Origin of the sequence: Acinetobacter portensis, assembly GCF_010646905.1 — a bacterium.
GTDB classification, from domain to species: Bacteria; Pseudomonadota; Gammaproteobacteria; order Pseudomonadales; family Moraxellaceae; genus Acinetobacter; species Acinetobacter portensis.
The window spans coordinates 737,608-762,567 of record NZ_JAAARQ010000002.1; the positions used below are offsets into that span (position 1 = coordinate 737,608).

At 39.3% G+C, this 24,960-nt stretch carries 25 protein-coding genes, 2 tRNA genes and 3 rRNA genes; 15 read left to right on the forward strand and 15 right to left on the reverse strand.

The genetic code is table 11. The annotated features are described in order from the left end of the window. Window positions 1-77 precede the first annotated feature (77 nt). Together GTK57_RS03390 and orn are read right to left on the reverse strand one after the other, a co-directional pair. The gene (locus tag GTK57_RS03390) at window positions 78-812 is read right to left on the reverse strand and encodes a Bax inhibitor-1/YccA family protein (protein WP_152874781.1); all 735 of its coding nucleotides are present in this window, start codon (window positions 810-812) and stop codon (window positions 78-80) included. A 165-nt stretch (window positions 813-977) separates the two neighbouring features. Beyond that, window positions 978-1,535 (reverse strand): oligoribonuclease, encoded by a 558-nt coding sequence (gene orn / locus GTK57_RS03395; RefSeq protein ID WP_163121331.1) that lies wholly within the window; start codon window positions 1,533-1,535, stop codon window positions 978-980. Window positions 1,536-1,658: 123 nt separating this feature from the next. Here orn and rsgA point away from each other — a divergent pair, with 123 nt between their 5' ends. The 4 genes from rsgA to secB all read left to right on the forward strand — a co-directional run bounded on the left by rsgA (window position 1,659) and on the right by secB (window position 3,992). After that, window positions 1,659-2,717 carry a ribosome small subunit-dependent GTPase A gene (gene rsgA, locus GTK57_RS03400; RefSeq protein WP_152874779.1) on the forward strand — a complete coding sequence of 353 codons (1,059 nt, stop codon included), beginning with the start codon at window positions 1,659-1,661 and terminating at the stop codon, window positions 2,715-2,717. 94 nt (window positions 2,718-2,811) lie between these two features. Then, window positions 2,812-3,219, forward strand: coding sequence for a rhodanese-like domain-containing protein (locus GTK57_RS03405; RefSeq protein WP_163121333.1), 408 nt, complete (start codon window positions 2,812-2,814; stop codon window positions 3,217-3,219). A 23-nt stretch (window positions 3,220-3,242) separates the two neighbouring features. Continuing rightward, window positions 3,243-3,500 (forward strand): glutaredoxin 3, encoded by a 258-nt coding sequence (grxC, locus tag GTK57_RS03410; protein ID WP_152874778.1) that lies wholly within the window; start codon window positions 3,243-3,245, stop codon window positions 3,498-3,500. 36 nt (window positions 3,501-3,536) lie between these two features. Further along, window positions 3,537-3,992, forward strand: coding sequence for a protein-export chaperone SecB (gene secB, locus GTK57_RS03415; protein ID WP_152874777.1), 456 nt, complete (start codon window positions 3,537-3,539; stop codon window positions 3,990-3,992). A 59-nt stretch (window positions 3,993-4,051) separates the two neighbouring features. Here secB and GTK57_RS03420 read toward each other — a convergent pair whose 3' ends face one another. Both GTK57_RS03420 and coaBC read right to left on the reverse strand, forming a co-directional pair. Then, window positions 4,052-4,444 (reverse strand): cytochrome b562, encoded by a 393-nt coding sequence (locus GTK57_RS03420; protein WP_163121335.1) that lies wholly within the window; start codon window positions 4,442-4,444, stop codon window positions 4,052-4,054. Window positions 4,445-4,521: 77 nt separating this feature from the next. Next, a complete protein-coding gene (gene coaBC / locus GTK57_RS03425) occupies window positions 4,522-5,796 on the reverse strand; it encodes a bifunctional phosphopantothenoylcysteine decarboxylase/phosphopantothenate--cysteine ligase CoaBC (protein WP_163121337.1) in 1,275 nt (424 codons plus the stop codon). Window positions 5,797-5,909: 113 nt separating this feature from the next. Between coaBC and radC the strand changes: the two genes are divergently transcribed. Further along, the gene (radC, locus tag GTK57_RS03430) at window positions 5,910-6,596 is read left to right on the forward strand and encodes a RadC family protein (RefSeq protein WP_163121339.1); all 687 of its coding nucleotides are present in this window, start codon (window positions 5,910-5,912) and stop codon (window positions 6,594-6,596) included. Window positions 6,597-6,675: 79 nt separating this feature from the next. Continuing rightward, complete coding sequence (locus tag GTK57_RS03435) at window positions 6,676-7,587, forward strand: bestrophin family protein (RefSeq protein WP_163121341.1); 912 nt, start codon at window positions 6,676-6,678, stop codon at window positions 7,585-7,587. Window positions 7,588-7,689: 102 nt separating this feature from the next. On the opposite strand, the gene GTK57_RS03440 is transcribed toward GTK57_RS03435, so the two are convergent. Continuing rightward, window positions 7,690-8,541 carry a PHP domain-containing protein gene (locus tag GTK57_RS03440; protein ID WP_163121343.1) on the reverse strand — a complete coding sequence of 284 codons (852 nt, stop codon included), beginning with the start codon at window positions 8,539-8,541 and terminating at the stop codon, window positions 7,690-7,692. Between the two features lie 45 nt (window positions 8,542-8,586). On the opposite strand from GTK57_RS03440, the gene GTK57_RS03445 reads away from it, so the two are divergent. From GTK57_RS03445 to mnmC, 4 genes are read left to right on the forward strand one after another with little or no spacing between them, the layout of a single operon-like run. Further along, on the forward strand, window positions 8,587-9,198 hold the full coding sequence (locus GTK57_RS03445) for a septation protein IspZ (protein ID WP_152874771.1): 612 nt from the start codon (window positions 8,587-8,589) through the stop codon (window positions 9,196-9,198). 29 nt (window positions 9,199-9,227) lie between these two features. Next, window positions 9,228-9,530: a YciI family protein gene (locus tag GTK57_RS03450; protein WP_152874770.1), complete on the forward strand. Its 303-nt coding sequence runs from the start codon at window positions 9,228-9,230 to the stop codon at window positions 9,528-9,530. 5 nt (window positions 9,531-9,535) lie between these two features. Continuing rightward, window positions 9,536-10,042 (forward strand): hypothetical protein, encoded by a 507-nt coding sequence (locus GTK57_RS03455; RefSeq protein ID WP_163121345.1) that lies wholly within the window; start codon window positions 9,536-9,538, stop codon window positions 10,040-10,042. Between the two features lie 47 nt (window positions 10,043-10,089). Next, window positions 10,090-12,015 (forward strand): FAD-dependent 5-carboxymethylaminomethyl-2-thiouridine(34) oxidoreductase MnmC, encoded by a 1,926-nt coding sequence (gene mnmC / locus GTK57_RS03460; RefSeq protein ID WP_163121347.1) that lies wholly within the window; start codon window positions 10,090-10,092, stop codon window positions 12,013-12,015. Window positions 12,016-12,152: 137 nt separating this feature from the next. Here mnmC and GTK57_RS03465 read toward each other — a convergent pair whose 3' ends face one another. After that, window positions 12,153-12,467, reverse strand: coding sequence for a rhodanese-like domain-containing protein (locus GTK57_RS03465; protein WP_152874767.1), 315 nt, complete (start codon window positions 12,465-12,467; stop codon window positions 12,153-12,155). A 91-nt stretch (window positions 12,468-12,558) separates the two neighbouring features. On the opposite strand from GTK57_RS03465, the gene GTK57_RS03470 reads away from it, so the two are divergent. Continuing rightward, the gene (locus GTK57_RS03470) at window positions 12,559-13,047 is read left to right on the forward strand and encodes a YajQ family cyclic di-GMP-binding protein (protein ID WP_152874766.1); all 489 of its coding nucleotides are present in this window, start codon (window positions 12,559-12,561) and stop codon (window positions 13,045-13,047) included. A 26-nt stretch (window positions 13,048-13,073) separates the two neighbouring features. After that, window positions 13,074-13,577 (forward strand): DUF4442 domain-containing protein, encoded by a 504-nt coding sequence (locus GTK57_RS03475; RefSeq protein ID WP_163121349.1) that lies wholly within the window; start codon window positions 13,074-13,076, stop codon window positions 13,575-13,577. A 49-nt stretch (window positions 13,578-13,626) separates the two neighbouring features. Here the strand turns inward: GTK57_RS03475 and GTK57_RS03480 are convergent, their stop codons facing one another. The 3 genes from GTK57_RS03480 to GTK57_RS03490 all read right to left on the reverse strand — a co-directional run bounded on the left by GTK57_RS03480 (window position 13,627) and on the right by GTK57_RS03490 (window position 15,393). Then, a complete protein-coding gene (locus GTK57_RS03480) occupies window positions 13,627-13,992 on the reverse strand; it encodes an acyl-CoA thioesterase (RefSeq protein WP_152874846.1) in 366 nt (121 codons plus the stop codon). A gap of 72 nt (window positions 13,993-14,064) precedes the next feature. Continuing rightward, window positions 14,065-14,496 carry a thioredoxin TrxC gene (gene trxC / locus GTK57_RS03485; RefSeq protein ID WP_152874764.1) on the reverse strand — a complete coding sequence of 144 codons (432 nt, stop codon included), beginning with the start codon at window positions 14,494-14,496 and terminating at the stop codon, window positions 14,065-14,067. After that, window positions 14,497-15,393 carry an alpha/beta hydrolase gene (locus GTK57_RS03490; protein ID WP_163121353.1) on the reverse strand — a complete coding sequence of 299 codons (897 nt, stop codon included), beginning with the start codon at window positions 15,391-15,393 and terminating at the stop codon, window positions 14,497-14,499. Window positions 15,394-15,529: 136 nt separating this feature from the next. Here GTK57_RS03490 and GTK57_RS03495 point away from each other — a divergent pair, with 136 nt between their 5' ends. The 3 genes from GTK57_RS03495 to GTK57_RS03505 all read left to right on the forward strand — a co-directional run bounded on the left by GTK57_RS03495 (window position 15,530) and on the right by GTK57_RS03505 (window position 17,864). Further along, complete coding sequence (locus GTK57_RS03495) at window positions 15,530-15,865, forward strand: TIGR01244 family sulfur transferase (RefSeq protein WP_163121355.1); 336 nt, start codon at window positions 15,530-15,532, stop codon at window positions 15,863-15,865. Further along, on the forward strand, window positions 15,858-16,280 hold the full coding sequence (locus GTK57_RS03500) for a beta-lactamase hydrolase domain-containing protein (protein WP_163121357.1): 423 nt from the start codon (window positions 15,858-15,860) through the stop codon (window positions 16,278-16,280). The genes GTK57_RS03495 and GTK57_RS03500 overlap by 8 nt, the downstream gene beginning before the upstream one ends. Window positions 16,281-16,484: 204 nt before the next feature. Further along, a complete protein-coding gene (locus GTK57_RS03505) occupies window positions 16,485-17,864 on the forward strand; it encodes a dihydrolipoyl dehydrogenase (protein ID WP_163121359.1) in 1,380 nt (459 codons plus the stop codon). Window positions 17,865-18,008: 144 nt separating this feature from the next. Here the strand turns inward: GTK57_RS03505 and rrf are convergent. The 6 genes from rrf to GTK57_RS03535 all read right to left on the reverse strand — a co-directional run bounded on the left by rrf (window position 18,009) and on the right by GTK57_RS03535 (window position 24,950). Then, window positions 18,009-18,123: ribosomal RNA gene (gene rrf / locus GTK57_RS03510) — 5S ribosomal RNA — on the reverse strand. Window positions 18,124-18,288: 165 nt separating this feature from the next. Further along, window positions 18,289-21,184: ribosomal RNA gene (locus tag GTK57_RS03515) — 23S ribosomal RNA — on the reverse strand. A gap of 422 nt (window positions 21,185-21,606) precedes the next feature. Next, a tRNA-Ala gene (locus GTK57_RS03520) sits at window positions 21,607-21,682 on the reverse strand. A gap of 71 nt (window positions 21,683-21,753) precedes the next feature. Next, window positions 21,754-21,830 (reverse strand) — tRNA-Ile (locus GTK57_RS03525). 61 nt (window positions 21,831-21,891) lie between these two features. Then, window positions 21,892-23,428 (reverse strand): 16S ribosomal RNA (locus GTK57_RS03530). The 16S, 23S and 5S rRNA genes sit together here with 2 tRNA genes alongside, the layout of an rRNA operon. 442 nt (window positions 23,429-23,870) lie before the next feature. After that, window positions 23,871-24,950 (reverse strand): DUF6670 family protein, encoded by a 1,080-nt coding sequence (locus GTK57_RS03535; protein ID WP_152872838.1) that lies wholly within the window; start codon window positions 24,948-24,950, stop codon window positions 23,871-23,873. Window positions 24,951-24,960: the final 10 nt, after the last annotated feature.

Genomic DNA, 24,960 nt, shown 5'->3' on the forward strand with positions numbered 1-24,960 from the left:
TGCATCTTTTTTCATTTCTATAAATTTTAAATACAAAAAACGCCCCAAATTTGGAGCGTTTTATTATTTATAGCAAATTAGTCGTCGCTATTGAGCATGCCCAATAAACGTAAGAATGAATAATACATCCAAACCAATGTTGCCAATAATGCAATTGCAGATAACCATTCCATTGATTTTGGCGCGCCTTGTGCTGCACCATTTTCAATTAAGTCGAAATCTAAAATTAAATTTAAAGATGCAATGACTGCAACAAATGCAGCAAAACCAATTCCAAGAGGACTTGTTTCAAACAAAAATGGAATGCTTGAACCAAAAGCCATACGCATTACAAATTGTACAACAAATACAATGGCAATGGCGATTGATGCAGACATCACCACTGATTTAAATTTTTCAGTCGCACGAACAATTTCGTATTTGTACAAACCAAACATCACTAAAGTCGTGACGAATGTTGCCAATAAGGCTTGTAAAGGAACACCTGGATATTTCAATTGGAAAACAACAGAAATACCACCTAAAAAAGCACCTTCAAATAATGCATAAGGAATAGCTAAAGTACGAGCCGTATTGGGTTTAAATGTTGCAATTAACGCAAGAATTAAACCACCAATTGCACCAACCATTGCCCCTGTATATGCAAGTGACAAGTTAGCCGTCATAAACACATAAAAGAAAAATGAAACACCAACGACTGCTGAAATAACAGTAAGAAGAGTTGCCTTTTGAATTGCACCTTGAATGGTCATAGGCGCTGAATAGTCATGTTGGATTTCAACACGAGATAAAATAGGGTTATTACTTTGCATAATAAAACTCGTTGTTATAATTCATCATTCAATTTTATACGTCATCATCTTCATAAAAATGAACAACGTAAATCATTTTTGTAACATGTATAAATTATACGCATATTTTAAGCGTCAGCCAATAAAAAGAGGCTTTCGCCCCTTTTCGATTACTTATAACAAGTATTAATCTTTATTCATAATAAAGAAATATTGACGATAATATTTAAGTTCTGCAATTGAATCACGAATATCGTCCATTGCTAAATGTGATGCATTCTTTTTCAATCCACCCATAATCTCTGGGCGCCAGCGTTTAGCCAATTCTTTTACAGAAGATACATCTAGGTTGCGATAATGGAAAAATTGTTCTAGTTCAGGCATTAAACGGTGCATAAAACGACGGTCTTGGCAAATTGAGTTACCGCACATCGGAGATGATTTTGGATCTACCCATTTTTTTAGAAATTCAAGCGTTTGCTGTTCTGCATCTTGCGCAGTGAGCTTACTACGACGTACACGTTCAATTAAACCCGATTGTCCATGTTGGCGAGTGTTCCACTCATCCATTGCATTAAGCTTAATTGGAGACTGATGTATAGCAAGCACAGGACCTTCTGCCAAAATATTTAAATTATCATCTGTCACAATGGTCGCAATTTCAATAATTTCGTCGTTATCTGTATCTAGACCTGTCATTTCAAGGTCAATCCAAATGAGGCGTGTATCAGGAGTGCTGCTCATAAATGTGCAATCTTATTGGGCTTAAAAACAACATAGTAGCAAATTTCTTGAATGATAGCTGTAATTGTCCCCCTTCTTCGTGCTATTTTTGCCATCTTAGATTCAAGGTTTTTTAGGATATGAATGGCTTTAATTCGTAAACGACGTTTAACCGAACAGCAACAACGTCGTATTGAGAAACAACATAAAACACGTCAAGAAGATTTAGATACTTCAAATGATTTAGAAGGTCTGGTGGTTCAACATTATGGACGCCAACTTGAAGTGCAAACACTCTCGACTCCTGACGTACATCCTGAAAAACCGATTGTTAAAGATGGCGAACCTGAACCTTTTTGGAAACCCATTGAATTGGGTAGTGTTTGGCGTTGTCATACCCGTACCAATTTAGAATTATTGGTGACAGGTGACCGCGTAAAATGGCAAGCAGACCCTATTACGGGTTTAGGTATTATTACTGCCATTCATCCACGTCAATCTTTACTTACAAGACCAGATCGTTATCACAAAGTGAAGCCTGTTGCTGCAAATATTAGTTTAATTGTCATTGTATTTGCACCACTTCCTGAACCTGCTCCAGGTTTAATCGATCGTTATTTAGTGGCCTGTGCAGATGCTAAAATTCCTGCATTATTGGTCATGAATAAAACCGATTTACTCAAAGAAAATGACCCTATTCTAGATTTGGTAAAAGATTACCAAAATTTAGGCTATGAAATCATGCTTACGCAGTCTATGGATAATGTGTCTAAACTTGCGGAAAGATTAGCAGGTGAAACCGTTGCTTTTGTGGGTCAATCGGGTGTGGGTAAAAGCTCAATCATCAATACTATTGTTCCCGATGCAACCCAAAAGACCAATATCATTTCTGAAAACTCTGCGCTTGGTCAGCACACAACAACATCTACCCGCCTGATTGGCTTTGGTGATGGTGCTGCGCTCATTGATTCTCCAGGAATTCGTGAATTTGGTTTATGGCATTTAAACATAGACAAAGTGCAAGAAGGTTTTCCTGAAATTGATAAGCTTTTGGGATATTGCCAATTCAGAAACTGTACGCATAAACATGAAAAACAATGTGCACTGCGTTTAGCGGCACAAAATGGTGAAATTTTACCTCGTCGTTTAGACAGTTTTTTACGTTTAATTGATGAAATTGCTGAAGCTCAGCAAAAAAATTAATTTTTATTCAACATCAGCCCTTGAAGACGCGATTTTGATCGCCATATTTATAGGCTATACTCTTCGACAATATTAAATTGTAATTAGGTGATTTGTGGAACGTTGGTTCGAGTTTATGGGGAATCATCCTCTCTTATTTGGAACACTTGCTGTACTTGTAGTGTTGTTCTTCGTTTTAGAAGGTCAACGTAATGGTCGTAAGATCTCTCCGCAATCTTTAGGCATTTTAGTGAAAGCTAAAAATGCAATGCTTGTAGATTTACGTGACGCTAAAGATTTCCGCGAAGGTCATATTAGCGGCAGCCGTAATATTCCTTACAGCAAAATTACAAGCCATATCGAAGAGTTAAAAACAGCAGAACGCCCAATCGTGTTTATCTGTAACTTAGGTCAAGTTGCAGGTACAGCATTACAACAAGTGGGTCACTCAGATGCTTATCGCTTAGATGGTGGTGTTAGCAATTGGAAAGCTCAAGGCTTACCACTTGTGAAAGCAAAATAATTTACGTTTCAGGAGAAAATAGAATGGCTAAAGTGACTATTTATTCAACAAATTCATGTCCTTATTGCGTTCGTGCAAAACAACTTCTAGAACGTAAAGGTATCGAATACAACGAAATTAATTTATCTCAAGAACCTGCTGAAGCACGTATTGAGTTGATGCAACGCACCAACCATCGTACTGTTCCACAGATTTTTATTGAAGATCAATTTATTGGTGGTTTTGACCAGCTTTATGCTTTAGATCGTGAAGCGAAACTAGACCACTTAGTAGTAGCGTAATTTTATAATTAACTTAGAAATATTAAGGATCCAATAATGAGTGAACAAGAAACTCAACCACAACTAGCATTAGAACGTATTTACACTAAAGATATTTCTTTTGAAGTTCCTGGCGCTCAAGTTTTTACCAAAGCTTGGGAACCTGAATTAAACATCAATCTTTCATCTTCTGCTGAAAAAATTGATGAAACTCACTTTGAAGTTTCTTTAAAAGTGATTGTTCAAGCAGAAAATGCTGGCGAAACTGCTTTTATTGTTGATGTAACTCAATCTGGTATTTTCTTGGTTGATGCTGTTGAAGAAGAACGCCTTCCATATATTCTTGGTGCATACTGCCCAAACATTTTGTTCCCATTCCTACGCGAAGCTGTAAATGATATGGTAACAAAAGGTAGTTTCCCTCAATTACTTCTTACTCCAATCAATTTTGATGCTGAGTTCGAAGAAAATATGAAACGTGCTCAAGCTGCTGCTGCCGAAGGCAATGCATAAGCTTTAAGCATAAAAAAGACCGCATAATGCGGTCTTTTTTATGTGTGAATATTTTAAAACTAAAATCGATACGCTTTATGACCTTGTTTCTTAATTTCATTAAATTTCTCTGAAATTAATTTAGCTTCATCTAATTTATTTTCATATACAAGATGTTGTGCATGCTCAATTTCAATAAATAAGCGATTAAAGGTTTCTTCGTACGCGATAACTTTCGCATCTGTTTCAGCCAATTTTCTTAATTTTTTGGGCTTATTTTCCTTTGCCAATTGCGTTGCATTCGCCATTTCAGCTAAAGCTTTATTCGCCACGTCAACATTTTGTGCTTGATCAAATACTTTAGAGTTTTTAGCCAAAGATTTCATTGCATCTTCTAATGGTTCTGCTGCCTGTGCAGTAGCTAAAATTAAAAATGTCGCACTAAATAATCCTACTTTTATAAATTTGTTCATTCCTTTCCCTTTTGAGTTTGCAAAAAAAATGCAGCCTAGGCTGCATTTAATATGGAACAAATTTCAAACGCTGTAAATTAAAAATCTTCTTCAATTTCAGCTGTATGATTTAAAGCATCGTGAATTGCATCCACCAATTGTTGTGAAATTTCCTGCTTAGATGCTTTTTCTAAATCACGTTTTTGCATTTGATAATGATCGGCAAAAAATACGGTCATTGCATTTTGATCTGATGCAAAGCCAATATCGGCTCGTGAAACATCATTACATGCAATCATATCGAGTTTTTTCGCAACCAATTTCCCTGCGGCATATTCTTCAACATTGCGTGTTTCCGCTGCAAAGCCCACCATAAATGGTCGTTTCGCTTGCTGTGCAATAGTTGCCACAATATCAGGGTTTTTAACCAATGACACATTGAGTTCATCACCTGATTTTTTAATTTTATGCTCAGCAACTGATGCCACTCTATAGTCTGCAACTGCGGCTGTCGCGATAAAAATATCACAGCCTTCATCTAGCATTTGCATACTTGTATCAAGCATTTGCACCGCAGATTGAACATTAATACGGCGCACGCCATTTGGCGTATCTAAGCTTACAGGCCCAGCAATAAGCGTAACTTTTGCACCTGCCGAATAACACGCTGCTGCTAAAGAAAAGCCCATTTTCCCTGTACTATGATTTGAAATATAGCGCACAGGATCAATAGATTCACGTGTTGGCCCTGCGGTAATCACCACATGCTTACCTGCCAATTGACCAAATTTTTCAGCAATTGTACGTTGCGCTTTATGGAAATATTCAGTCACTTGATAAGCAAGTTCCTCAGGCTCAGGCATACGTCCTAAACCAATATCCCCACACGCTTGCGCACCTGCATCAGGCATAATGACATGCACACCATCTTCAACAAGCGTATTTAAATTTCGTTGCGTTGCTTTAGCTGCCCACATTTGCTGATTCATTGCAGGAGCAACCCAAACAGGTGCTTTGGTCGCTAAATATAAAGTTGAAAGTAAATCATCTGCCAAACCTGCTGCAAATTTTGCCAAGGTATCGCAAGATGCCGGTGCAACAAGGACAAGATCTGCCCAACGCGCTAATTCAATATGCCCCATTCCTGCTTCAGCTTCAGGATTTAATAATTCCGTATGAACAGAATTCCCCGATAAAGCTTGAAATGTAAGTGGCGTGATAAAGGCTTGCGCACCTTTGGTCATCACAACGCGAATATTAAAGCCAGCATCTTTTAAACGACGAACTAAAATCGCACTTTTATATGCAGCAATACCGCCTGTTACAGCGACAATGATATTTTTATTTGAAATTACACTCAGGTCAAAACTCACAAACAGCTTACCTTTCTGTTGCAGTGGCGCTCACAATATCATTAAATAATACCTTTCCCAAGTATGTGACTTGGGAAAATATCTTACATTTATAATAAATAAGTCTTAAAACAATGAATTTTTCTATTAAAAACTGGCCCGAACAAGAGCGGCCGCGTGAACGGTTAATGCAACAAGGTGCGGCAAGCTTATCCGATGCTGAACTTCTTGCTATATTTTTACGTTCAGGCTCACAACAACATTCCGCTGTAGAATTGGCGAGAATCTTAATTCAACATTTTGGTGATATTACCGCTTTACTTGATGCATCTTTGGAAGATGTAAAACACTTTCATGGCATAGAAAATACCAAATATGCACAATTGATGGCTGTAAAGGAACTCGGTCGTCGCTATATTTCACAACATTTAAAACAAGAAAAATTAGAAATCAGCAACTCAAAATTACTGATGGATTTTTTAAAGTTTGAGCTGTTAGGAGAAACTCAAGAAGTGTTTGCAGTGTTATGCCTAGATGCACATTTAAGAAAGATTTCATTTAAAAAATTATTTTATGGTTCGATTAATTCGTGTGAAATATCTATGAATCTACTTCTTCGTTTTGCCATTAGCCAACATGCGACTTCAATTGTGATTGCACATAATCATCCATTTGGTTCAGCTCAACCTTCTTCGGCAGATTTACGCCTCACACAACAGATTAAAAAAGCCTGCGAAATGGTTGAAATCAACTTAGTCGATCATTGTATTATTTCGCCCGATGGTACATTTTCTTTTGCTGAACAGCATCTTCTAAAATAAGGTTAAGCTTTTGTTAATAAAGTTGACAAATAACGTTTAACCCATGAAGATCAACCCAAAATAGTGATGATTCTAATAAATGATTGTTCGAGAACAAGCGAGTATATTTAAGCTTCTATTTTCATGGAAAGGTACTATTCTGCCCAAGGTATTACCCCCTTTGGGTGTCGTAATGCTGTTGTCGACCATTATTGGTGGACTATCTTATATTGGCTTTTTTAATTTTCCAGAATTACCGCTTGTTGGCTTCACCTTAATTGGTGTTGTTCTTTCTATTTTCTTAGGTTTTAAAAACTCTGCCTGTTATGACCGTTGGTGGGAAGCGCGTAAACTTTGGGGGTTATTAATAGCCAATGCTCGCCATTTTGACCGTGATTGTCGAATGTTAAGCCAAGGTCGTCGCGAACGTGTGATTCATCATGTGATTGTGTTTGCAAATGTACTTCGAGATCGTTTGCGTCATCAAACAGCAAATCCAACTGAACTTGTTGAAACTAGTGGTATGAGTCAGCAAGCTTTGACCCAACTTTATCAACAAGTGAATGCTCCTCAATACACATTAAGCCTGATTCAATGGGAGCTAATGCAAGCCCTAAAAGATGGTGAAATTTCCGATATTATTTATACGCAAATGAATGCGCATGTAACTGAACTTAGTTTGGTGCAAACAGGTTGTGATCGTATTGCAACAACACCATTACCTTTCGCTTATTCTGTACTGTTAAATCGCACCGTTTACTTTTTCTGTTTTATGTTGCCATTTAGTTTGGGTTCAACACTTGGACTAGCTACACCACTTTTAGTGGGTATTTTGGCATATACCTTTTTAGGTTTAGATGCTTTAAGTTCTGAAATTGAAGAACCATTTGGTACGCAAAGTAATGATTTACCTTTAGATGCCATGGTTCGTACGATTGAAATTGAATTATTAGGTACTTTGGGCAAACCTACTCCACTGCCTATTCAAGCCATGGATCATAATTTACTTTAAATTTTTTGACCTCTCCTATTACGAAACCATGTTTCTCATCTCCTATAAAAAGAGGGAACTCCTTCTCCCTTAGGGAGAAGGCTGGGATGAGGGAGATATAAATTAAACAAAACTATCCCAAATACCCATTTGCCCTTCTTTCACTCGTGGAATATTTCCCAAACGAATCCAAGGCATATTCTCGCCATGAAAGTCACTTCCGACGGATACTTTCAAACCAAATTCAGCAATCATGCGATCGACCATTTGTCGTGTTGATGCAGGCTCAACCGCAGGTGGAAGTTCTACAGCATCTCCACCAAATTTAGCGAATATTTCAATTAAATAACGAATATTGGTTGCAGATAAATCGTAGCGTGTAGGATGTGCTAGTACTGCAAAACCACCACTTTGATGAATAACATCTACAGTTTCGGCTAAGCCTAAGCCATCAAATTTTACGTAGGCTTTTTTGCCCTCTTTAATGTATTTATCGAAAGCCTGTTGTGGTCGACTTACAAACTTCTTTTCCACTAACACTTTTGCAATGTGAGTTCGTGTAACTCGATCAGGAATATGATCAACCTTCGCAATAACATCTAAATAGATATCTTCACCAATTAGAGGCGTTAGCAAATCGCAAATTTGTTTAGCACGTTCTGCACGAATCTTTTTTTGTTGCTCAAGTAGTGCTTGTAAAGGTGCAGGATTTTGCATATTTAATGCAACCACATGAACACCATAAGATTTTTTTGTCGCAGGACGTGACCATTGACTAGATATTTCAACACCAGAAATAATCTTAATCTGAGCATCTTTCACCGCTTGCTCCGCTAAAATCAGACCATCCATCGTGTCATGGTCTGTTAATGCAAGCGTGTGAATGCCTTTTTCAATGGCTGCATGCACAAGTTGCTCTGGAGACAAAGTTCCATCAGAAATATTACTATGTGTATGTAAATCTATGCCTTCCATCACTTATACTATGTCAATTATTTAATCAGATTTAGATACTCTAACATGAAAGCACTTTTAGACTTTGTGCCACTCATTATTTTCTTTTATTTATATAAAACTGTAGATCCTAAAAATACTGAGCATCCGCTATTACAATTTATTGGTTCTACGGGGGGCGTAGATAATAATAATATTTTAGTTGCAACCACAGGCTTAATTTTTTCAATGTTGTTGGTATACGGTGCTTTGTTCTTTATTCAAAAGTTCCGTTTAGATAAACAACAATGGATTGTATTGTTTATGACGGTTATTTTTGGTGGCATCACCTTAATGCTTTCAGATGATTTTTACATTAAATTAAAAGCAGCTTTACTGAATTTAGTGTTCTCTGGTGCATTTTTGCTTTCACCATTTTTCACTAAAGATAAAAAGCCACTCATTCAACGTTTATTTGGTCCCGTCTTTAACTTAACTGAAAAAGGTTGGAAAAATTTAAACTATGCTTGGGCTGCAATGTTTGCTGTCATGTCATTTTTGCATGTGTTTTTTGCATTTCTTTATGCAAATGGAAAATATTGGGGTGAATTCACCGCATTTGGTGACATGATCGTGATGTTTTCCTTTATTATTATTCAGTTTATTGTATTACGAAAATACTTTAAATCTTCTGAATAACTATTTTGCTATAAGAAACGGATTAAAACATGCCATTTTTCGTCGTAAGCTGTACAGATCATGAAGGGACAGTAGAAAAACGCTTAGCCGCTCGTCCTGCACATGTAGAACGATTACAAAAACTAGATGATGAAGGTCGTTTAATTGTGGCTGGCGCTATGCCAAAAGATCCAAGTAATCCTCAAGCAGGTTTTTACGGTAGTACAATTATTGTCGAGTTCGACAGCCGTGAAGCACTTGATGCTTGGTTAGCAGAAGAACCATTCTTGAAAGAAGGTGTTTATAGTCATATTGACGTTAAACCTTTCAATAAAGCATTTCCTAAAGGATAAGGTATATGCGTATCGTTGTTTCTAGTGTTTTAAGCCTCACACTATTAGGTTCAGCTGCTTGGGCTGTTGAACCAACTCCTGCAGCGGTAGCTCCAGCTGCTCCAACGCCTGCAGTTACGGTCGCACAAAATCCATTACAACCGATTCCTGCGAATAAACCAACGACCGCGCGTAATACTATTGTAGGAAATACGCCTCAAGATATCGAAAATAAAAAGCTGACTGCTGAACAAATTGCTAAAAATAAAGTGCTACACGAAGCGAAAGTGAAAACTTTAGTGAGTGATCAAGCAACACGTTTACAGCAACTTGAAAAAGCCAATTTAGATGCTTTAACTCAAAACCAAGAGTTACAATTGAAAAATGATAATTTAGGCGTTCAAGTTCAAGTTTTACAAAGTGAACGCAGCGCTCAAATGTTTTTGTATGGGGCAACGACCCTTGCTGTTGGCGTATTACTTGGCTTCTTAATTGCAAGTTATGTATATGCAAAACGTCGTCGTCAGTGGTAAAGCTTTTACATTCTTAAATTAATATTTGATTAAAGGTTACATATTTTTTGTCTAATGTCATTCAAACTGCCAATCTCGATTGGCATCCTGTAGATGGAATTGATGTTCCTTTTTCAAAGCAATTTAGTGATATTTATTTTTCAAAAGATAATGGTCTTTTAGAAACTCGCCATGTGTTTTTAAATGGTAATGATCTTCCTGTTCGCTTAAAAAACTTAAAAGATTTTGAATATTTTTGTGTGGGTGAAACAGGTTTTGGTACAGGCTTAAATATTCTTGCTTTATGGCAATTGTGGCAACAAATTCGCCCAAATAACCAAAGTCATCTTCATGTTATTTCTGTCGAAAAATTCCCACTCACCAAAGAAGATTTAATCCGTGCCTTAAATGTCTGGCCAGAATTAAGCAATTTATCGGCTCAACTCATTGAACAATACCCGCTTCCCATTGCAGGTTGCCATCGTCTTTCATTTCCTCAAGATCATTTTTCCATAGATTTATGGTTGGGCGATGCCCACGATATTTTCCCTGTCATGGAAAAAACCAAAGCGGTAGATGCATGGTTTTTAGATGGTTTTGCACCGTCTTGCAATCCAGATATTTGGGAAGAAAATGTTTTAAAAAATCTTGTCCGCTTATCTGATATTGGAACGACTTTTTCATCCTTTAGCGTTGCGGGTGTTTTGAAACGCGGTTTAAAGGAAAATGGAATTACCGTTTCACGTCCTCGCGGTTTTAAGCACAAACGTGAAATGTTAAAAGCGATTTGGGAAGCACCTGAAACAACCGAAGATTTGAATCATTCATCTGAAAAAAATATTGAATTATTATCTAACCAAGAAGAAAAACTCAAAGAAGAAGCTCAATCACATTTTAAACAACGCCAAATTGCGATTATTGGCGCAGGAATAGCAGGTTTAAGCTCAGCGTGGGCATTTGCTCAACGAGGTCATAAAGTTGTCATTTACGACCAATCAGCGCCTCTTTCTGGTGGTTCAGGCAATCCACTTGCATTGTTAAATCCAAAACTTTGTCCAATCGAACAAAGTTCAGAACATTTAATGACTTTGGCTTGGCAACATGCAATTCGTCATTACCAAAAGTTTGATGCATTTCGACCAATTCAAGTGAATCAATTGGCTTTGAAAAATGCGGATGATTTGCTTTGCTTAGCCGAACAATATCCTCAAAATGTGCTTAAAGCGCAAAAAGAAAATGCAGGTGATTTATACACTGAATTTTCAAGCTTAAACCTATTACATGCGGGTGCGGTATCACCACATCAATTACGTGATCAAATCTTAGAACATCCGCTCATTCGCTTCGAACAAGCAGAGATTACTCAAGTCGCTCAAAGCGAAACTGGCGTTGCTGTTTGGTCAGATAATCAAATTATCAAACACTTTGATCATGTGATTGTTTGTGCAGCTCGGAATAGCCAACGACTCTTTGAAAATTACCCAAACTTAAAGCCAATTCGCGGTCAAGTGAGTTGGGTTAATAATGAAAATCAACCATTAGCCATGCATCAAGCACAGAGCTATGGCGGTTATTGCATGCAGTTAGATGCTCAACATTTAATTTTGGGCGCGTCATTTTATCCAAATAGAGATGATAACGACGTTTTATTAGAAGACCATGTTCATAACTATGATCTTATCCACAGTGTATTTCCTGAATATGCGGAAAAATTAGTAGATGTTTCAACTTGGCAAGGTCGTGCTTCGGTTCGAGCACAAAGTCAGGACTATTTCCCACTTTTAGGAAAATTGAATCCTAAAGATGAAATTTATACTTTTGCAGGCTTAGGTTCTAAAGGCTTTTTATTTGCGCCACTTTGTACTGAAATTTTGATTTCTCAAATTTTAGGTGAGGCTTGTCCTGTTCCTTCAAGTTTAGTCAAAAAATTGAGTGCAACTCGTTTTCAAAAGAAAGTAAAAGCAAAAAAGCCTTATTTTAAGCCTCAGCTTTAAAGCGACTCCCTTTTTCAAAGAGAAGTTGGGAGAGATTAAATATTAATAACATTATCCCCTAGCCCTTTTCCATAGGAAGATAAAATAAAATTCTCGACCAACAAAAAAAGCGCCTTTCGGCGCTTTTTATTTTGCATTTATGCACCTTGTTCTAAGGGCAAGCCTGCATCACGAGCGGCACGAGTACCCCCCATTAATACAACATATTCACGCTGACTATCGAAGCCTTCTAATAATTCAGCAGCACGAGGTGCTTTACTTCCACCACCACATAAAATGTAAATGGGTTGATCCGCTGACACTTGAGTTAAACTATCTACTGATAAGCTAGTAATGGGCTGATTCACAGCACCTTTAACATGTGCTTCAGCAAACGCATTTGTATCTCGTACATCCCAGATAATTGAATTTTCTGGAAACTCAAATGATGTAATATCTTGTTTACGGATCATTACGCACTCCTTTGATGTAAACAGCACTTGGCAAATGAAGAAAACATCCCTAGCATCTCAGATATTCTTTCCACTTGTAAAGGTCTAAAATATGCCATCTTTCGATATTGTTTCAGAATTAGAGATTTTTGAAGTAAATCATGCAGTTCAAAACACTGAAAAAGAAATTGCGACACGTTTCGATTTCCGTGGACAAGATGTAAAAATTGAATTGAGTGAAAAAAACAAAGAAATCAAAATTTCAACTGAAAGTGATTTCCAATGTGAACAAGTTTATAGCATGCTCGAAAATCATTTCTTTAAACGCAAAGTAGATATTCAAGCGCTTGATCCACAAAAAATGACGGCATCTGGTAAAAATGTCATTCAAGTGATCAAACTTAAAGATGGTCTTGACTCAGATACTGCGAAAAAAATTAATAAAGCCATTAAAGAAAGTGGCATTAAAGCGCAATCTTCTATTCAAGGTGACAAAATTCGCGTGACAGATAAAAAACGCGATACTTTGCAACAAATTATGGCTTTCTTAAAAGAGCAACAATTTGGCGTACCTTTACAGTTCAATAACTTTAAAGATTAAGGCAAAACTGCCTAAAAAGGACATTCATGGCTCAGATCAATCGCTTATCGAAACTTGTTAAAACGACGTCTAAATTTCCAAAGAAGATTCGTAATGTACTGTGGAACAAAGCTTTTGGTCGAATTGTTCCAATGGTTGGCACAGCAAAAGTTCAATATCTAGAAATGCAGTCCAATAAAGTTGTGGTTCATCTTGCGAATCACAAAGGCATGCAAAACCATATTGGGCAACTTCATGCTTGTGCAATGGCACTTATTGCAGAAACAGCAACAGGATTTGTCACCGCAATGAATGTTCCTGATACTGCAATTGTGCTGATTAAAAGCTTTAAACTTGATTTTAAGCGACCAACTAAAGGTGCAATGACTGCTGTAGCAACGTTAACGACTGAGCAACAGCAGCTTATGCAAACCACAGCAAAAGGTGAAACTTTGGTCTCTGTATCTGTTACAGATGAAAGCAATGAAGAGCCGATTCAATGTGAAATGCTCTGGGCTTGGGTGTCTAAAGATCAGTTAAAAAATAAATGATCTTTAAAATAAAAAATCCCAGATTCAGATCTGGGATTTTTTATATCTCTTACTTTTGAGATTCAGCATATTTCAACTTAACTTCTTCAGGAATTTGACGTTTATTGCCTTTTACATCTACAGCAACAAAAGTGAAAACACCTTCAGTAACACGTTTTGCTTCACGTGAACTATCGTGACTATCCCAAACTTCAATTTGCATTTGAATTGAAGTATTACCTACTTTTAAAATTTTGGTGTAACAACTAATCACATCCCCTACTTTTACAGGTACAAGGAATGTCATTTGATTAATTGAAATGGTTGCACAGCGTCCTTTACTAAAGCGCTCTGCATGAATTGCACCAGCCAAATCCATTTGCGACACAATCCAACCACCAAATACATCGCCACTCCAGTTTGTATCTGCTGGCATTGCAATAGTTTGAAGGGATAGAGTACCTTCAGGCTTTACATGAGAATCTGACACGTTCACTCCAAATTGAGTTTATTTATGGGCATTTAACTGTTGATCTAACCACTGTTGTAACTCGGTCGATCTTAATGCTCCGCTTATTCTAGCAATTTCGTTGGTTTTATTCATTAAAACCAATGTAGGAATACTGCGAATATTAAATGCTGCACTAAGTCGAGGGTTTGCTTCAGTGTCTATTTTAGCGAAAACTACATTTGGATAATGCTTAGCGACTTGAGCAAAATGCGGTGCCATCATTTTACAAGGACCACACCATTCTGCCCACAAATCAATCAAAATAGGTAAATCACTATTTGAGATGAAATTACTAAAATTTTTCTCATTCAGCTCAATGGGTGCTAGCGGAATTAATGTATCGTGACATTGTCCACATGAAGGGCTTTGAAAGAAGCTTTCCTCAGGCACACGATTTTTCGCACCACATTCAGGGCATACAATAATCATCTAACAGGCTCCAAAATGCTGTTGTAGAAATTCTAATTGGGTTGAAATTGCTTTTTCAAACCATTTCCCATGAAAAATATCATAATGTTTCATATTCCACTCATGATATTCGACATAAGGGGCAATATTTGTCGCAGTTTCACGGCTAGACTCAATAGGAACAATGCTATCTTGCTCTGCTGCAATAAATAACGCAGGCACAGAAATTTGTCGTGCGATTTGTATAGGACGATAACGCATTAAACTAAATAATGCCCGTGCAGGAATTTCTCCACTACAAAAATAATCCGTATTTAGAATAGATAAATATCCGTCATAACTATCATTTGAAGGTAAAAAGCATAAGTTTGATGTATCTACAACGGGAAGTGTTTTCGGCAATAAGCCAACTTTAGCGCCCATATAATCTTGAGTAGATATTTTTAGTGCTTTAGATAATTGCTGTAACGGATAATTCTTTACACTTGCAGCCCCATCGACATATGGAACTTGGGCAATCACCGCTTTAATATTTTTTAAAGATGATGCCAACGATAAGACATAACCGCCACTTAAACCTGTACCCCATAAAATCATACTTTCTGCATCAATAGATTGCCGTTCAGATAAATGAGCAATCATCGTACGCCAATCATCTAATTGGGCTTTTAAAGACACCAATTCACGAGGTCGCCCTGTACTTCCACCCCAATATCGATAATCAAATAAAACAACGGCATAACCTGCTCGTGCAAATTTTTTCGCAAATTGAACGAGCTTAAACTGACGTAAAGCTGCAAAACCATGCGCCATAATAATAACAGGTGGTTTTTCTATATTTTTAGGATGATAAAAATCTGCAGCAATGACATCTTGCCCACTTTTCACATATAAGGGTTCAACCGTATAAGCGAACATATGCACTCCATTGCAATTTTTTAATTATCTATATGCATAAAAACTTATCTATAAAAATGAAAGAACAATGCATTCCTTTTTCATCATAATGCTATCATAAAGCATAAATGTATTGATGAACTTATGGAGTAATGAAATGAGTGAAAATGTAGGATTTGCAGGTCAAATTGCGCCAGAACATGTATCTCAAGTTGTTGAAAAAGGCTTTAAATCTATTATTAATAATCGTCCAGATATGGAAGGTGGCCCTGATCAACCAACAAGTGCTCAAATTGAAGAAGTTGCTCGTGCTGCAGGTCTAGACTATGTTCATCAGCCTGTTGTTGCAGGTCAAATTACAGAATTAGACGTACGTGCTTTTGCAAATCATTATAACGAATTACCAAAACCAGTACTCATGTTCTGCCGTACTGGTAATCGCTCAAACAACTTATTCCAACTTGCAAAACAAATGGATTTATTAGATGACTAATCATGTCTTAAAAAGACTCATTTGTTGTTTAATTTTAAGCTGTTCCACGACAGTTTTTGCAGAAGAAAGTTTAAGTAAAGCTTTAACCAATACGCTCAGCGTTTCAGGTCAAATGTCTTCTGAAAAGTTTAGTCAATTATTACAACAAGGCTTTAAATCTGTTGTAGTGAACCGACCAGACAGTGAAGAAGGAAATAAAGTTAAAGTAAGTGAATTAAGAGAAATTGCGGAACGTCAGCATGTGAGTGTAATTTATCAGCCTGTCACGAGCGGTAAAATTACTCAAACAGACATTGCGGAATTTGCCAAATATTATAATGAACTACCAAAACCAATTTTAATGGTTTGCCGAAGCGGAACTCGCTCAAGTACATTATTCAATCAGGCAAAAACACAAGGCTTACTCCATGAATAAATTTTTGATTCTGCTACTTTGCTCTGCATCCCTCTTTGGATGCAGCTCCATAGAACTTAAACCTACTGTTGGCATCAGTATGGGTACAACAATTTAATGATTTAAAACGGCAATTCATTGCCGTTTTTTATTTACAAATAAGCATAATTTCAGCCTTCAAATATGGTATGAATAATATAAATTCATTTAAATTTATAATTCACTATGTACGACATCATTATTATTGGTGCTGGAACGGCAGGCATTGCAGCGTATAAAGAAGCGGTTAAATACACACAAAACATCCTCATTGTAAATGATGGGCATTGGGATACAACCTGTGCCCGTGTCGGTTGCATGCCAAGTAAAGTCCTTATTTCAATGGCCAATCGTATGTATGATATTCAACATGCAGATGAAGTTGCGCTAAAAGTAAAAAGCACGATAGATACATCAAATGTGATGTCACATGTAAGACAGCTACGAGATCGTTTTACAGCAGCCACAATTAAAGATGTAAATAGCTGGCCTGATGCACATAAAATTTCAGGAAAGGCATCATTTAAAAATAAAAATACAATTTTCGTGAATGATCAAGAATATCAAGCTAAATCATTCATCATTGCTGTCGGTTCTACCCCAACCTTTGAACAAAAATGGAAAGATGAATTAGGTGATCGTCTCATTACATCCGATCAAGTTTTTGAGCTAGAAACATTACCAAAATCTATAGCTGTAATTGGTAGCGGTGTAATTGCTATTGAGCTTGCACAAGCTATGCATCGTTTAGGGGTTGATACAACTGTATTTGCTAGAAGTCGGAAAGTTGGTGCTTTAACAAGCCCACACCTACAAGAACTTGCACAACAAACATTGAGTAAAGAATTTAATATTAAGTTTGAGGTTTTGCCTGAATCTGTAAGTAAAACGCTAGATGGAGTAAATATTCAATTTATTGAAGATGGTCAACCACAAAACATAAATGTCGAATATTTACTTGTCGCAACAGGACGACGTAGTTATTTAAATACGCTTCATTTAGAAAATATTGATGATTCATTCAACGATTTAAAAACTCTTCCTGTAGATCCTAAAACTAAGCAACTCGCAGATTTTCCTATATTTATTATAGGTGATGCATTGACCAACACCCCACTTCAACATGAAGCTGCAAATGAAGGTCGAGGTGCTGTTCATAACTGTTTAAATTATCCACAGATTAAAAATATTAAAACACTCACACCATTAGGTATAGTGTTCAGTTCACCGGAAATGGCAACAGCAGGACGAAGCTATAAACAGTTAAAACAGCAAAATATTGATTTTATTACAGGTTTTGTTTCTTATGAAAAACAAGGACGTGCAATTGTTCTAGGTAAGAACAAAGGTGCGATTGAAGTTTATATAGATAAAACAACTAGAAAAATTTTAGGTGCAGAGCTTTTTGTAGACTCGGCTGAACATATGGCACATTTACTTTCATGGATGATTCATCAAGAAGTCACTTTAGATGATGTTCTCGATCAAGCGTACTACCATCCAACACTTGAAGAAGGTTTGAGAACAGCATTTAAACATGCAAGAAGGCAGTTAAATAACGCTTAGCCTATATATTTAATTATAAATCCCGATTTATTCGGGATTTTTTATGATGATTTTCTAATTTTAAGGCTCTAGCTATAATTTCTTATTTTTTAAGCATAAAAAAACACCCCCTGTCATAAGACAGGGGGTGTTTTAGAATTAATGAGCTGGCGATGACTTACTCTCACATGGGTAACCCCACACTACCATCAGCGCTAAGAGGTTTCACTTCTGAGTTCGGGAAGGGATCAGGTGGTTCACTCTTGCTATTGTCGCCAGCACAACTGTTTATGCTTACTCGCTATGGTCTTAATTGCTTTCGCATGCCTAGCTTTCGTCAAATGAGTTATTAACAGATATTTGAGTTAAAGTTTAAGTTCTAGCGTTCACTAAATCAAGCATTTTGCTTTGAAATCTTTCGAAACAACAACTGTTTGGGTGTTGTATAGTCAAGCCTCACGAGCAATTAGTATTGGTCAGCTTCATGCATCACTGCACTTCCACATCCAACCTATCAACGTCGTAGTCTTCAACGGCTCTTTAGAGGACATAAAGTCCTTGGGAAATCTTATCTTGAGGTAGGCTTCCCGCTTAGATGCTTTCAGCGGTTATCCCTTCCGAACATAGCTACCCGGCGATGCGACTGGCGTCACAACCGGTACACCAGAGGTTCGTCCACTCTGGTCCTCTCGTACTAGGAGCAGATCCTCTCAAATTTCCAACGCCCACGGTAGATAGGGACCGAACTGTCTCACGACGTTCTAAACCCAGCTCGCGTACCTCTTTAAATGGCGAACAGCCATACCCTTGGGACCTGCTTCAGCCCCAGGATGAGATGAGCCGACATCGAGGTGCCAAACACCGCCGTCGATATGAACTCTTGGGCGGTATCAGCCTGTTATCCCCAGAGTACCTTTTATCCGTTGAGCGATGGCCCTTCCATACAGAACCACCGGATCACTAAGACCTACTTTCGTACCTGCTCGACTTGTGGGTCTCGCAGTTAAGCGCGCTTTTGCCTTTATACTCTACGCGTGATTTCCGACCACGCTGAGCGCACCTTCGTACTCCTCCGTTACTCTTTAGGAGGAGACCGCCCCAGTCAAACTACCCACCAGACATGGTCCTCGCTCCAGATTATGGAGCAGAGTTAGAACCTCAATATTACCAGGGTGGTATTTCAAGATTGGCTCCATCGCAACTAGCGTCACGACTTCAAAGCCTCCCACCTATCCTACACAAGTAAGATCAAAGTTCAATGTCAAGCTGCAGTAAAGGTTCACGGGGTCTTTCCGTCTAGCCGCGGGTACACCGCATCTTCACGGCGAATTCGATTTCACTGAGTCTCTGCTGGAGACAGCGCCCCCATCATTATGCCATTCGTGCAGGTCGGAACTTACCCGACAAGGAATTTCGCTACCTTAGGACCGTTATAGTTACGGCCGCCGTTTACTGGGGCTTCGATCAAGAGCTTCGCTTACGCTAACCCCATCAATTAACCTTCCAGCACCGGGCAGGCATCACACCCTATACGTCCACTTTCGTGTTTGCAGAGTGCTATGTTTTTAATAAACAGTTGCAGGGGCCTGGTTTCTGTGGCTGTCAACCGCTCAGGAAGTAAATTCCGTCACCGTCGACAGCGTACCTTCTCCCGAAGTTACGGTACCATTTTGCCTAGTTCCTTCAGCAGAGTTCTCTCAAGCGCTTTGGTCTACTCGACCTGACCACCTGTGTCGGTTTCGGGTACGATTCCTGTGTAACTGAAGCTTAGAGACTTTTCCTGGAAGTATAGTATCAGCCACTTCGCTAATAAATTAGCTTGCTATCAGTTCTCAGCATAGAGTACCCCGGATTTGCCTAAGATACATGCCTACAACCTTTCACCTGGACAACCAACGCCAGGCTGACTTAACTTTCTCCGTCCTCTCATCGCATTACACAGAAGTATTGGAATATTAACCAATTTCCCATCGACTACGCCTCTCGGCCTCGCCTTAGGGGTCGACTCACCCAGCCCCGATTAACGTTGGACTGGAACCCTTGGTCTTTCAGCGAGCGAGTTTTTCACTCGCTTTGTCGTTACTCACGTCAGCATTCGCACTTCTGATACCTCCAGCATACTTCTCAATACACCTTCATCGGCTTACAGAACGCTCCCCTACCACTTGCAATAAATTGCAAATCCGCAGCTTCGGCATGTAGTTTTAGCCCCGTTACATCTTCCGCGCAGGCCGACTCGACTAGTGAGCTATTACGCTTTCTTTAAAGGGTGGCTGCTTCTAAGCCAACCTCCTAGCTGTCTATGCCTTCCCACATCGTTTCCCACTTAACTACAATTTTGGGGCCTTAGCTGGCGGTCTGGATTGTTTTCCTCTTGACTACGGACGTTAGCACCCGCAGTCTGTCTCCCGGATAGTACTCATTGGTATTCGGAGTTTGCATCGGTTTGGTAAGTCGGGATGACCCCCTAGCCGAAACAGTGCTCTACCCCCAATGGTATTCGTCCGAGGCGCTACCTAAATAGCTTTCGGGGAGAACCAGCTATCACCAAGTTTGATTAGCCTTTCACCCCTATCCACAAGTCATCCCCTGGCTTTTCAACGACAGTGGGTTCGGTCCTCCAGTTAGTGTTACCCAACCTTCAACCTGCTCATGGATAGATCACCTGGTTTCGGGTCTATGCCCAGCAACTAATTCGCCCTATTAAGACTCGATTTCTCTACGGCTCCCCTATTCGGTTAACCTCGCTACTGAACATAAGTCGCTGACCCATTATACAAAAGGTACGCAGTCACCGGACGCAATGCCGGCTCCCACTGCTTGTATGCATGCGGTTTCAGGATCTATTTCACTCCCCTCACAGGGGTTCTTTTCGCCTTTCCCTCACGGTACTGGTTCACTATCGGTCAGTCAGGAGTATTTAGCCTTGGAGGATGGTCCCCCCATATTCAGACAAGGTTTCACGTGCCCCGCCCTACTCGTCATCATCATATAAGCCCTTTCGTGTACAGGACTATCACCTACTACGGTCGCACTTCCCAGAGCGTTCCACTAAAGCTTATATGACTTAATGGGCTGTTCCCCGTTCGCTCGCCGCTACTGAGGGAATCTCAATTGATTTCTTTTCCTAAGGGTACTGAGATGTTTCACTTCCCCTCGTTCGCCTCATACACCTATGTATTCAGTGTATGATACCTAGCTTATGCTAAGTGGGTTTCCCCATTCAGAAATCTCCGGATCACAGGATATTTGCCGCCTCCCCGGAGCTTATCGCAGGCTATTACGTCTTTCATCGCCTCTGACTGCCAAGGCATCCACCACATGCACTTAATTACTTGACTATACAACCCCAAACAGTCGTTAATCCCTACAAGGAGGATAACAACAGATTGTGTCTTTCAACACACTCATACAGTTTGTTGTCCGTAGATTTAACTACAGTACAGCTTCTATTAGATTCATATACCAAAACGCTTGATTCAGTTAATCGCTAGTTTCTCAGTTCTTCATTTCACTCAACAGTAACAAGTTACTGCTAAATTCAATTCAGTTCTGAGCCTTAAACAATTTATTTCAACTCAAATTAATCTGTTAATGATTGCTCTAGCCTTCGTCAGGTCTAGAAACTGTGATAAATCACAGAGATTACCAAGTCCGCGTATATTAACGCTTATACTTGTTAATCTCTATAAGCTATCTAGCTGTTTGTATGTTTCTTAGCTCATCTTACATTCATTTGACTACCAAGTAGTCAATGATGTGATGGTGGAGACTAGGAGAGTCGAACTCCTGACCTCCTGCGTGCAAAGCAGGCGCTCTACCAACTAAGCTAAGTCCCCAGCTTATCATTAGATTCAATGTATCTTTGCTTTCTGTTTGCTCAGTACTCTCATACTGCGTTAGTCAGATTTGGTGGGTCTGACAAGACTTGAACTTGTGACCCCACGCTTATCAAGCGTGTGCTCTAACCAACTGAGCTACAGACCCTCAGATACATCTTCATGAAGAACAACTTGTTGTGGATTCTTACCAATCGTCAATCTTTCGTTAAGGAGGTGATCCAGCCGCAGGTTCCCCTACGGCTACCTTGTTACGACTTCACCCCAGTCGTCGGCCACACCGTGGTAAGCGTCCTCCTTACGGTTAGACTACCTACTTCTGGTGCAACAAACTCCCATGGTGTGACGGGCGGTGTGTACAAGGCCCGGGAACGTATTCACCGCGGCATTCTGATCCGCGATTACTAGCGATTCCGACTTCACGCAGTCGAGTTGCAGACTGCGATCCGGACTACGATCGGCTTTTTGAGATTAGCATCCTCTCGCGAGGTAGCAACCCTTTGTACCGACCATTGTAGCACGTGTGTAGCCCTGGTCGTAAGGGCCATGATGACTTGACGTCGTCCCCGCCTTCCTCCAGTTTGTCACTGGCAGTATCCTTAAAGTTCCCACCCGAAGTGCTGGCAAATAAGGAAAAGGGTTGCGCTCGTTGCGGGACTTAACCCAACATCTCACGACACGAGCTGACGACAGCCATGCAGCACCTGTATGTAAGCTCCCGAAGGCACCAATCCATCTCTGGAAAGTTCTTACTATGTCAAGACCAGGTAAGGTTCTTCGCGTTGCATCGAATTAAACCACATGCTCCACCGCTTGTGCGGGCCCCCGTCAATTCATTTGAGTTTTAGTCTTGCGACCGTACTCCCCAGGCGGTCTACTTATCGCGTTAGCTGCGCCACTAAAGTCTCAAAGACCCCAACGGCTAGTAGACATCGTTTACGGCATGGACTACCAGGGTATCTAATCCTGTTTGCTCCCCATGCTTTCGTGCCTCAGTGTCAGTATTAGGCCAGATGGCTGCCTTCGCCATCGGTATTCCTCCAGATCTCTACGCATTTCACCGCTACACCTGGAATTCTACCATCCTCTCCCATACTCTAGTCTCCCAGTATCGAATGCAATTCCTAAGTTAAGCTCAGGGATTTCACATCCGACTTAAAAGACCACCTACGCACGCTTTACGCCCAGTAAATCCGATTAACGCTCGCACCCTCTGTATTACCGCGGCTGCTGGCACAGAGTTAGCCGGTGCTTATTCTGCGAGTAACGTCCACTATCCTAGAGTATTAATCTAAGTAGCCTCCTCCTCGCTTAAAGTGCTTTACAACCAAAAGGCCTTCTTCACACACGCGGCATGGCTGGATCAGGGTTCCCCCCATTGTCCAATATTCCCCACTGCTGCCTCCCGTAGGAGTCTGGGCCGTGTCTCAGTCCCAGTGTGGCGGATCATCCTCTCAGACCCGCTACAGATCGTCGCCTTGGTAGGCCTTTACCCCACCAACTAGCTAATCTGACTTAGGCTCATCTATTAGCGCAAGGTCCGAAGATCCCCTGCTTTCCCCCGTAGGGCGTATGCGGTATTAGCAGCCGTTTCCAACTGTTGTCCCCCACTAATAGGCAGATTCCTAAGCATTACTCACCCGTCCGCCGCTAAGTTAGGTAGCAAGCTACCTTTCCCCGCTCGACTTGCATGTGTTAAGCCTGCCGCCAGCGTTCAATCTGAGCCATGATCAAACTCTTCAGTTTAATATTGCTTAGTGCCTTAAAGGGCACCAATCTTGGCTCATCAATTTTCTGACAAATATTTCTCAAATAAACTTCGAGTAATTTCTACCATTCAATCAATGAAAATAATTTCGATCGATCAACCAGTAAAAATCCACACAAGTTGTTCTTCATAATCTCTTAATGATCTTCTTGCTACTTCGTCAGTAGCAAGCTAGGTCAGCTATATTACTCTCTATCTCTAGAAAGTCAACTAGTAATTTCAAATTATTTTAAACTTTCTTTCTAAAACCCAATCTTAACACTTCATGCTAAGTTGCTGTTTTATCAGAAGTTTTAATCTTCATCACCGCCGATGGATGTGCATTCTACAGCATTCCCTACCCAACGCAACCCCCTTTTTTAATTTATTTCTCTTTTTTTATCCGTCTGTTTATTTATTCTACAAAATAACCACTTTTTATTATCTTTTGGTCATAAATGGGACGAAATTAGCATTGGAATTATATATTTCATCATCCTTATTTTGTTCCTGCCACCTTAAAGAACGACAATCGATGTATTCACAATAGCCACCTTCGCCTATTTCTTCTTGATTATTTATTTTTACGCTATAGCTAAAGCTCCCCACATAACCTGCACCAACCCCAAATTTGAAATCCCCCCTACTTTGAGCTACAACCAATATTCCACAACCATCATGATCTAAACATGCCCATGAAAATTCTCGTGGCAAATACATATGTTGTCCGTTTGGTGTTTTTATTTTTGGATAAACTCGATCAACATTAAAAGCAACATTGTCTTCAAACATTTCTGTTTGTCCTTTTACACCATCTTTTAAATACATTCTCGATTGTAGTATTTGATTTGTTTCATTTCTTATTTGCATACACAAGAGCTGTCTATTATTTTCTAGATTGATGATTTGATATGTAAAAAATGCATAAGATACATATGGGAAATTCACCATTCGTGCATATTCAAAAGATCCAATCTGTTTAATATGTATTTTTTGCTGTTTATAAATCACCTCTCCCTCACATAAACATAACGATGACCAATATTCTGCAAGTGACATTCTTATTTTCAAAAAGTGTGAAATTGTATTTGTTGTTGTGATCTTGAGTTTAAAACTTAATTCAGAATCTTCTCGCTCTACAAAGAACTCAGGAAAATGACCTGTAATTTGTTCTCTATCTGAAAATTGAAATTTATCTTGAAGAAATGAACATTCATTTTGAATTGAATAGGTATGTAAATGCCCAACCATTTGAGCACTCGTGCTTGCCAATACAGTTGCTATATCTACCCCATGGCTTTGGCTTGAACTATTATTTTGAAATATAGGTGAGTTAGGCTGTCCAATTAAGCTATGGAAGTTTAGATAATGAAGTGGCGCAGGTAAATTCGGGATGATTAGCGCATTATGAATTATTTTATATTTTTTATTCGGAGGATGATAAGGCAAACTTTCATAAGAGCGTTGAGAAGCCCGATTGCATTGTTTAGATTGATCTAGAAAATCTTGAAACAATGTCATATCGAACTCC

Coding starts and splice junctions, on each gene's coding strand:
- GTK57_RS03435 (WP_163121341.1), top strand. CDS start 6,676: ATGATTGTTCGAGAACAAGCGAGTATATTTAAGCTTCTATTTTCATGG.
- rsgA (WP_152874779.1), top strand. CDS start 1,659: ATGGCTTTAATTCGTAAACGACGTTTAACCGAACAGCAACAACGTCGT.
- GTK57_RS03475 (WP_163121349.1), top strand. CDS start 13,074: ATGGCTCAGATCAATCGCTTATCGAAACTTGTTAAAACGACGTCTAAA.
- grxC (WP_152874778.1), top strand. CDS start 3,243: ATGGCTAAAGTGACTATTTATTCAACAAATTCATGTCCTTATTGCGTT.
- secB (WP_152874777.1), top strand. CDS start 3,537: ATGAGTGAACAAGAAACTCAACCACAACTAGCATTAGAACGTATTTAC.
- GTK57_RS03505 (WP_163121359.1), top strand. CDS start 16,485: ATGTACGACATCATTATTATTGGTGCTGGAACGGCAGGCATTGCAGCG.
- GTK57_RS03440 (WP_163121343.1), bottom strand. CDS start 8,541: ATGGAAGGCATAGATTTACATACACATAGTAATATTTCTGATGGAACT.
- GTK57_RS03390 (WP_152874781.1), bottom strand. CDS start 812: ATGCAAAGTAATAACCCTATTTTATCTCGTGTTGAAATCCAACATGAC.
- GTK57_RS03470 (WP_152874766.1), top strand. CDS start 12,559: ATGCCATCTTTCGATATTGTTTCAGAATTAGAGATTTTTGAAGTAAAT.
- GTK57_RS03490 (WP_163121353.1), bottom strand. CDS start 15,393: ATGTTCGCTTATACGGTTGAACCCTTATATGTGAAAAGTGGGCAAGAT.
- radC (WP_163121339.1), top strand. CDS start 5,910: ATGAATTTTTCTATTAAAAACTGGCCCGAACAAGAGCGGCCGCGTGAA.
- GTK57_RS03455 (WP_163121345.1), top strand. CDS start 9,536: ATGCGTATCGTTGTTTCTAGTGTTTTAAGCCTCACACTATTAGGTTCA.
- trxC (WP_152874764.1), bottom strand. CDS start 14,496: ATGATTATTGTATGCCCTGAATGTGGTGCGAAAAATCGTGTGCCTGAG.
- GTK57_RS03420 (WP_163121335.1), bottom strand. CDS start 4,444: ATGAACAAATTTATAAAAGTAGGATTATTTAGTGCGACATTTTTAATT.
- GTK57_RS03495 (WP_163121355.1), top strand. CDS start 15,530: ATGAGTGAAAATGTAGGATTTGCAGGTCAAATTGCGCCAGAACATGTA.
- GTK57_RS03535 (WP_152872838.1), bottom strand. CDS start 24,950: ATGACATTGTTTCAAGATTTTCTAGATCAATCTAAACAATGCAATCGG.
- GTK57_RS03500 (WP_163121357.1), top strand. CDS start 15,858: ATGACTAATCATGTCTTAAAAAGACTCATTTGTTGTTTAATTTTAAGC.
- GTK57_RS03450 (WP_152874770.1), top strand. CDS start 9,228: ATGCCATTTTTCGTCGTAAGCTGTACAGATCATGAAGGGACAGTAGAA.
- orn (WP_163121331.1), bottom strand. CDS start 1,535: ATGAGCAGCACTCCTGATACACGCCTCATTTGGATTGACCTTGAAATG.
- GTK57_RS03465 (WP_152874767.1), bottom strand. CDS start 12,467: ATGATCCGTAAACAAGATATTACATCATTTGAGTTTCCAGAAAATTCA.
- GTK57_RS03480 (WP_152874846.1), bottom strand. CDS start 13,992: ATGCCAGCAGATACAAACTGGAGTGGCGATGTATTTGGTGGTTGGATT.
- GTK57_RS03445 (WP_152874771.1), top strand. CDS start 8,587: ATGAAAGCACTTTTAGACTTTGTGCCACTCATTATTTTCTTTTATTTA.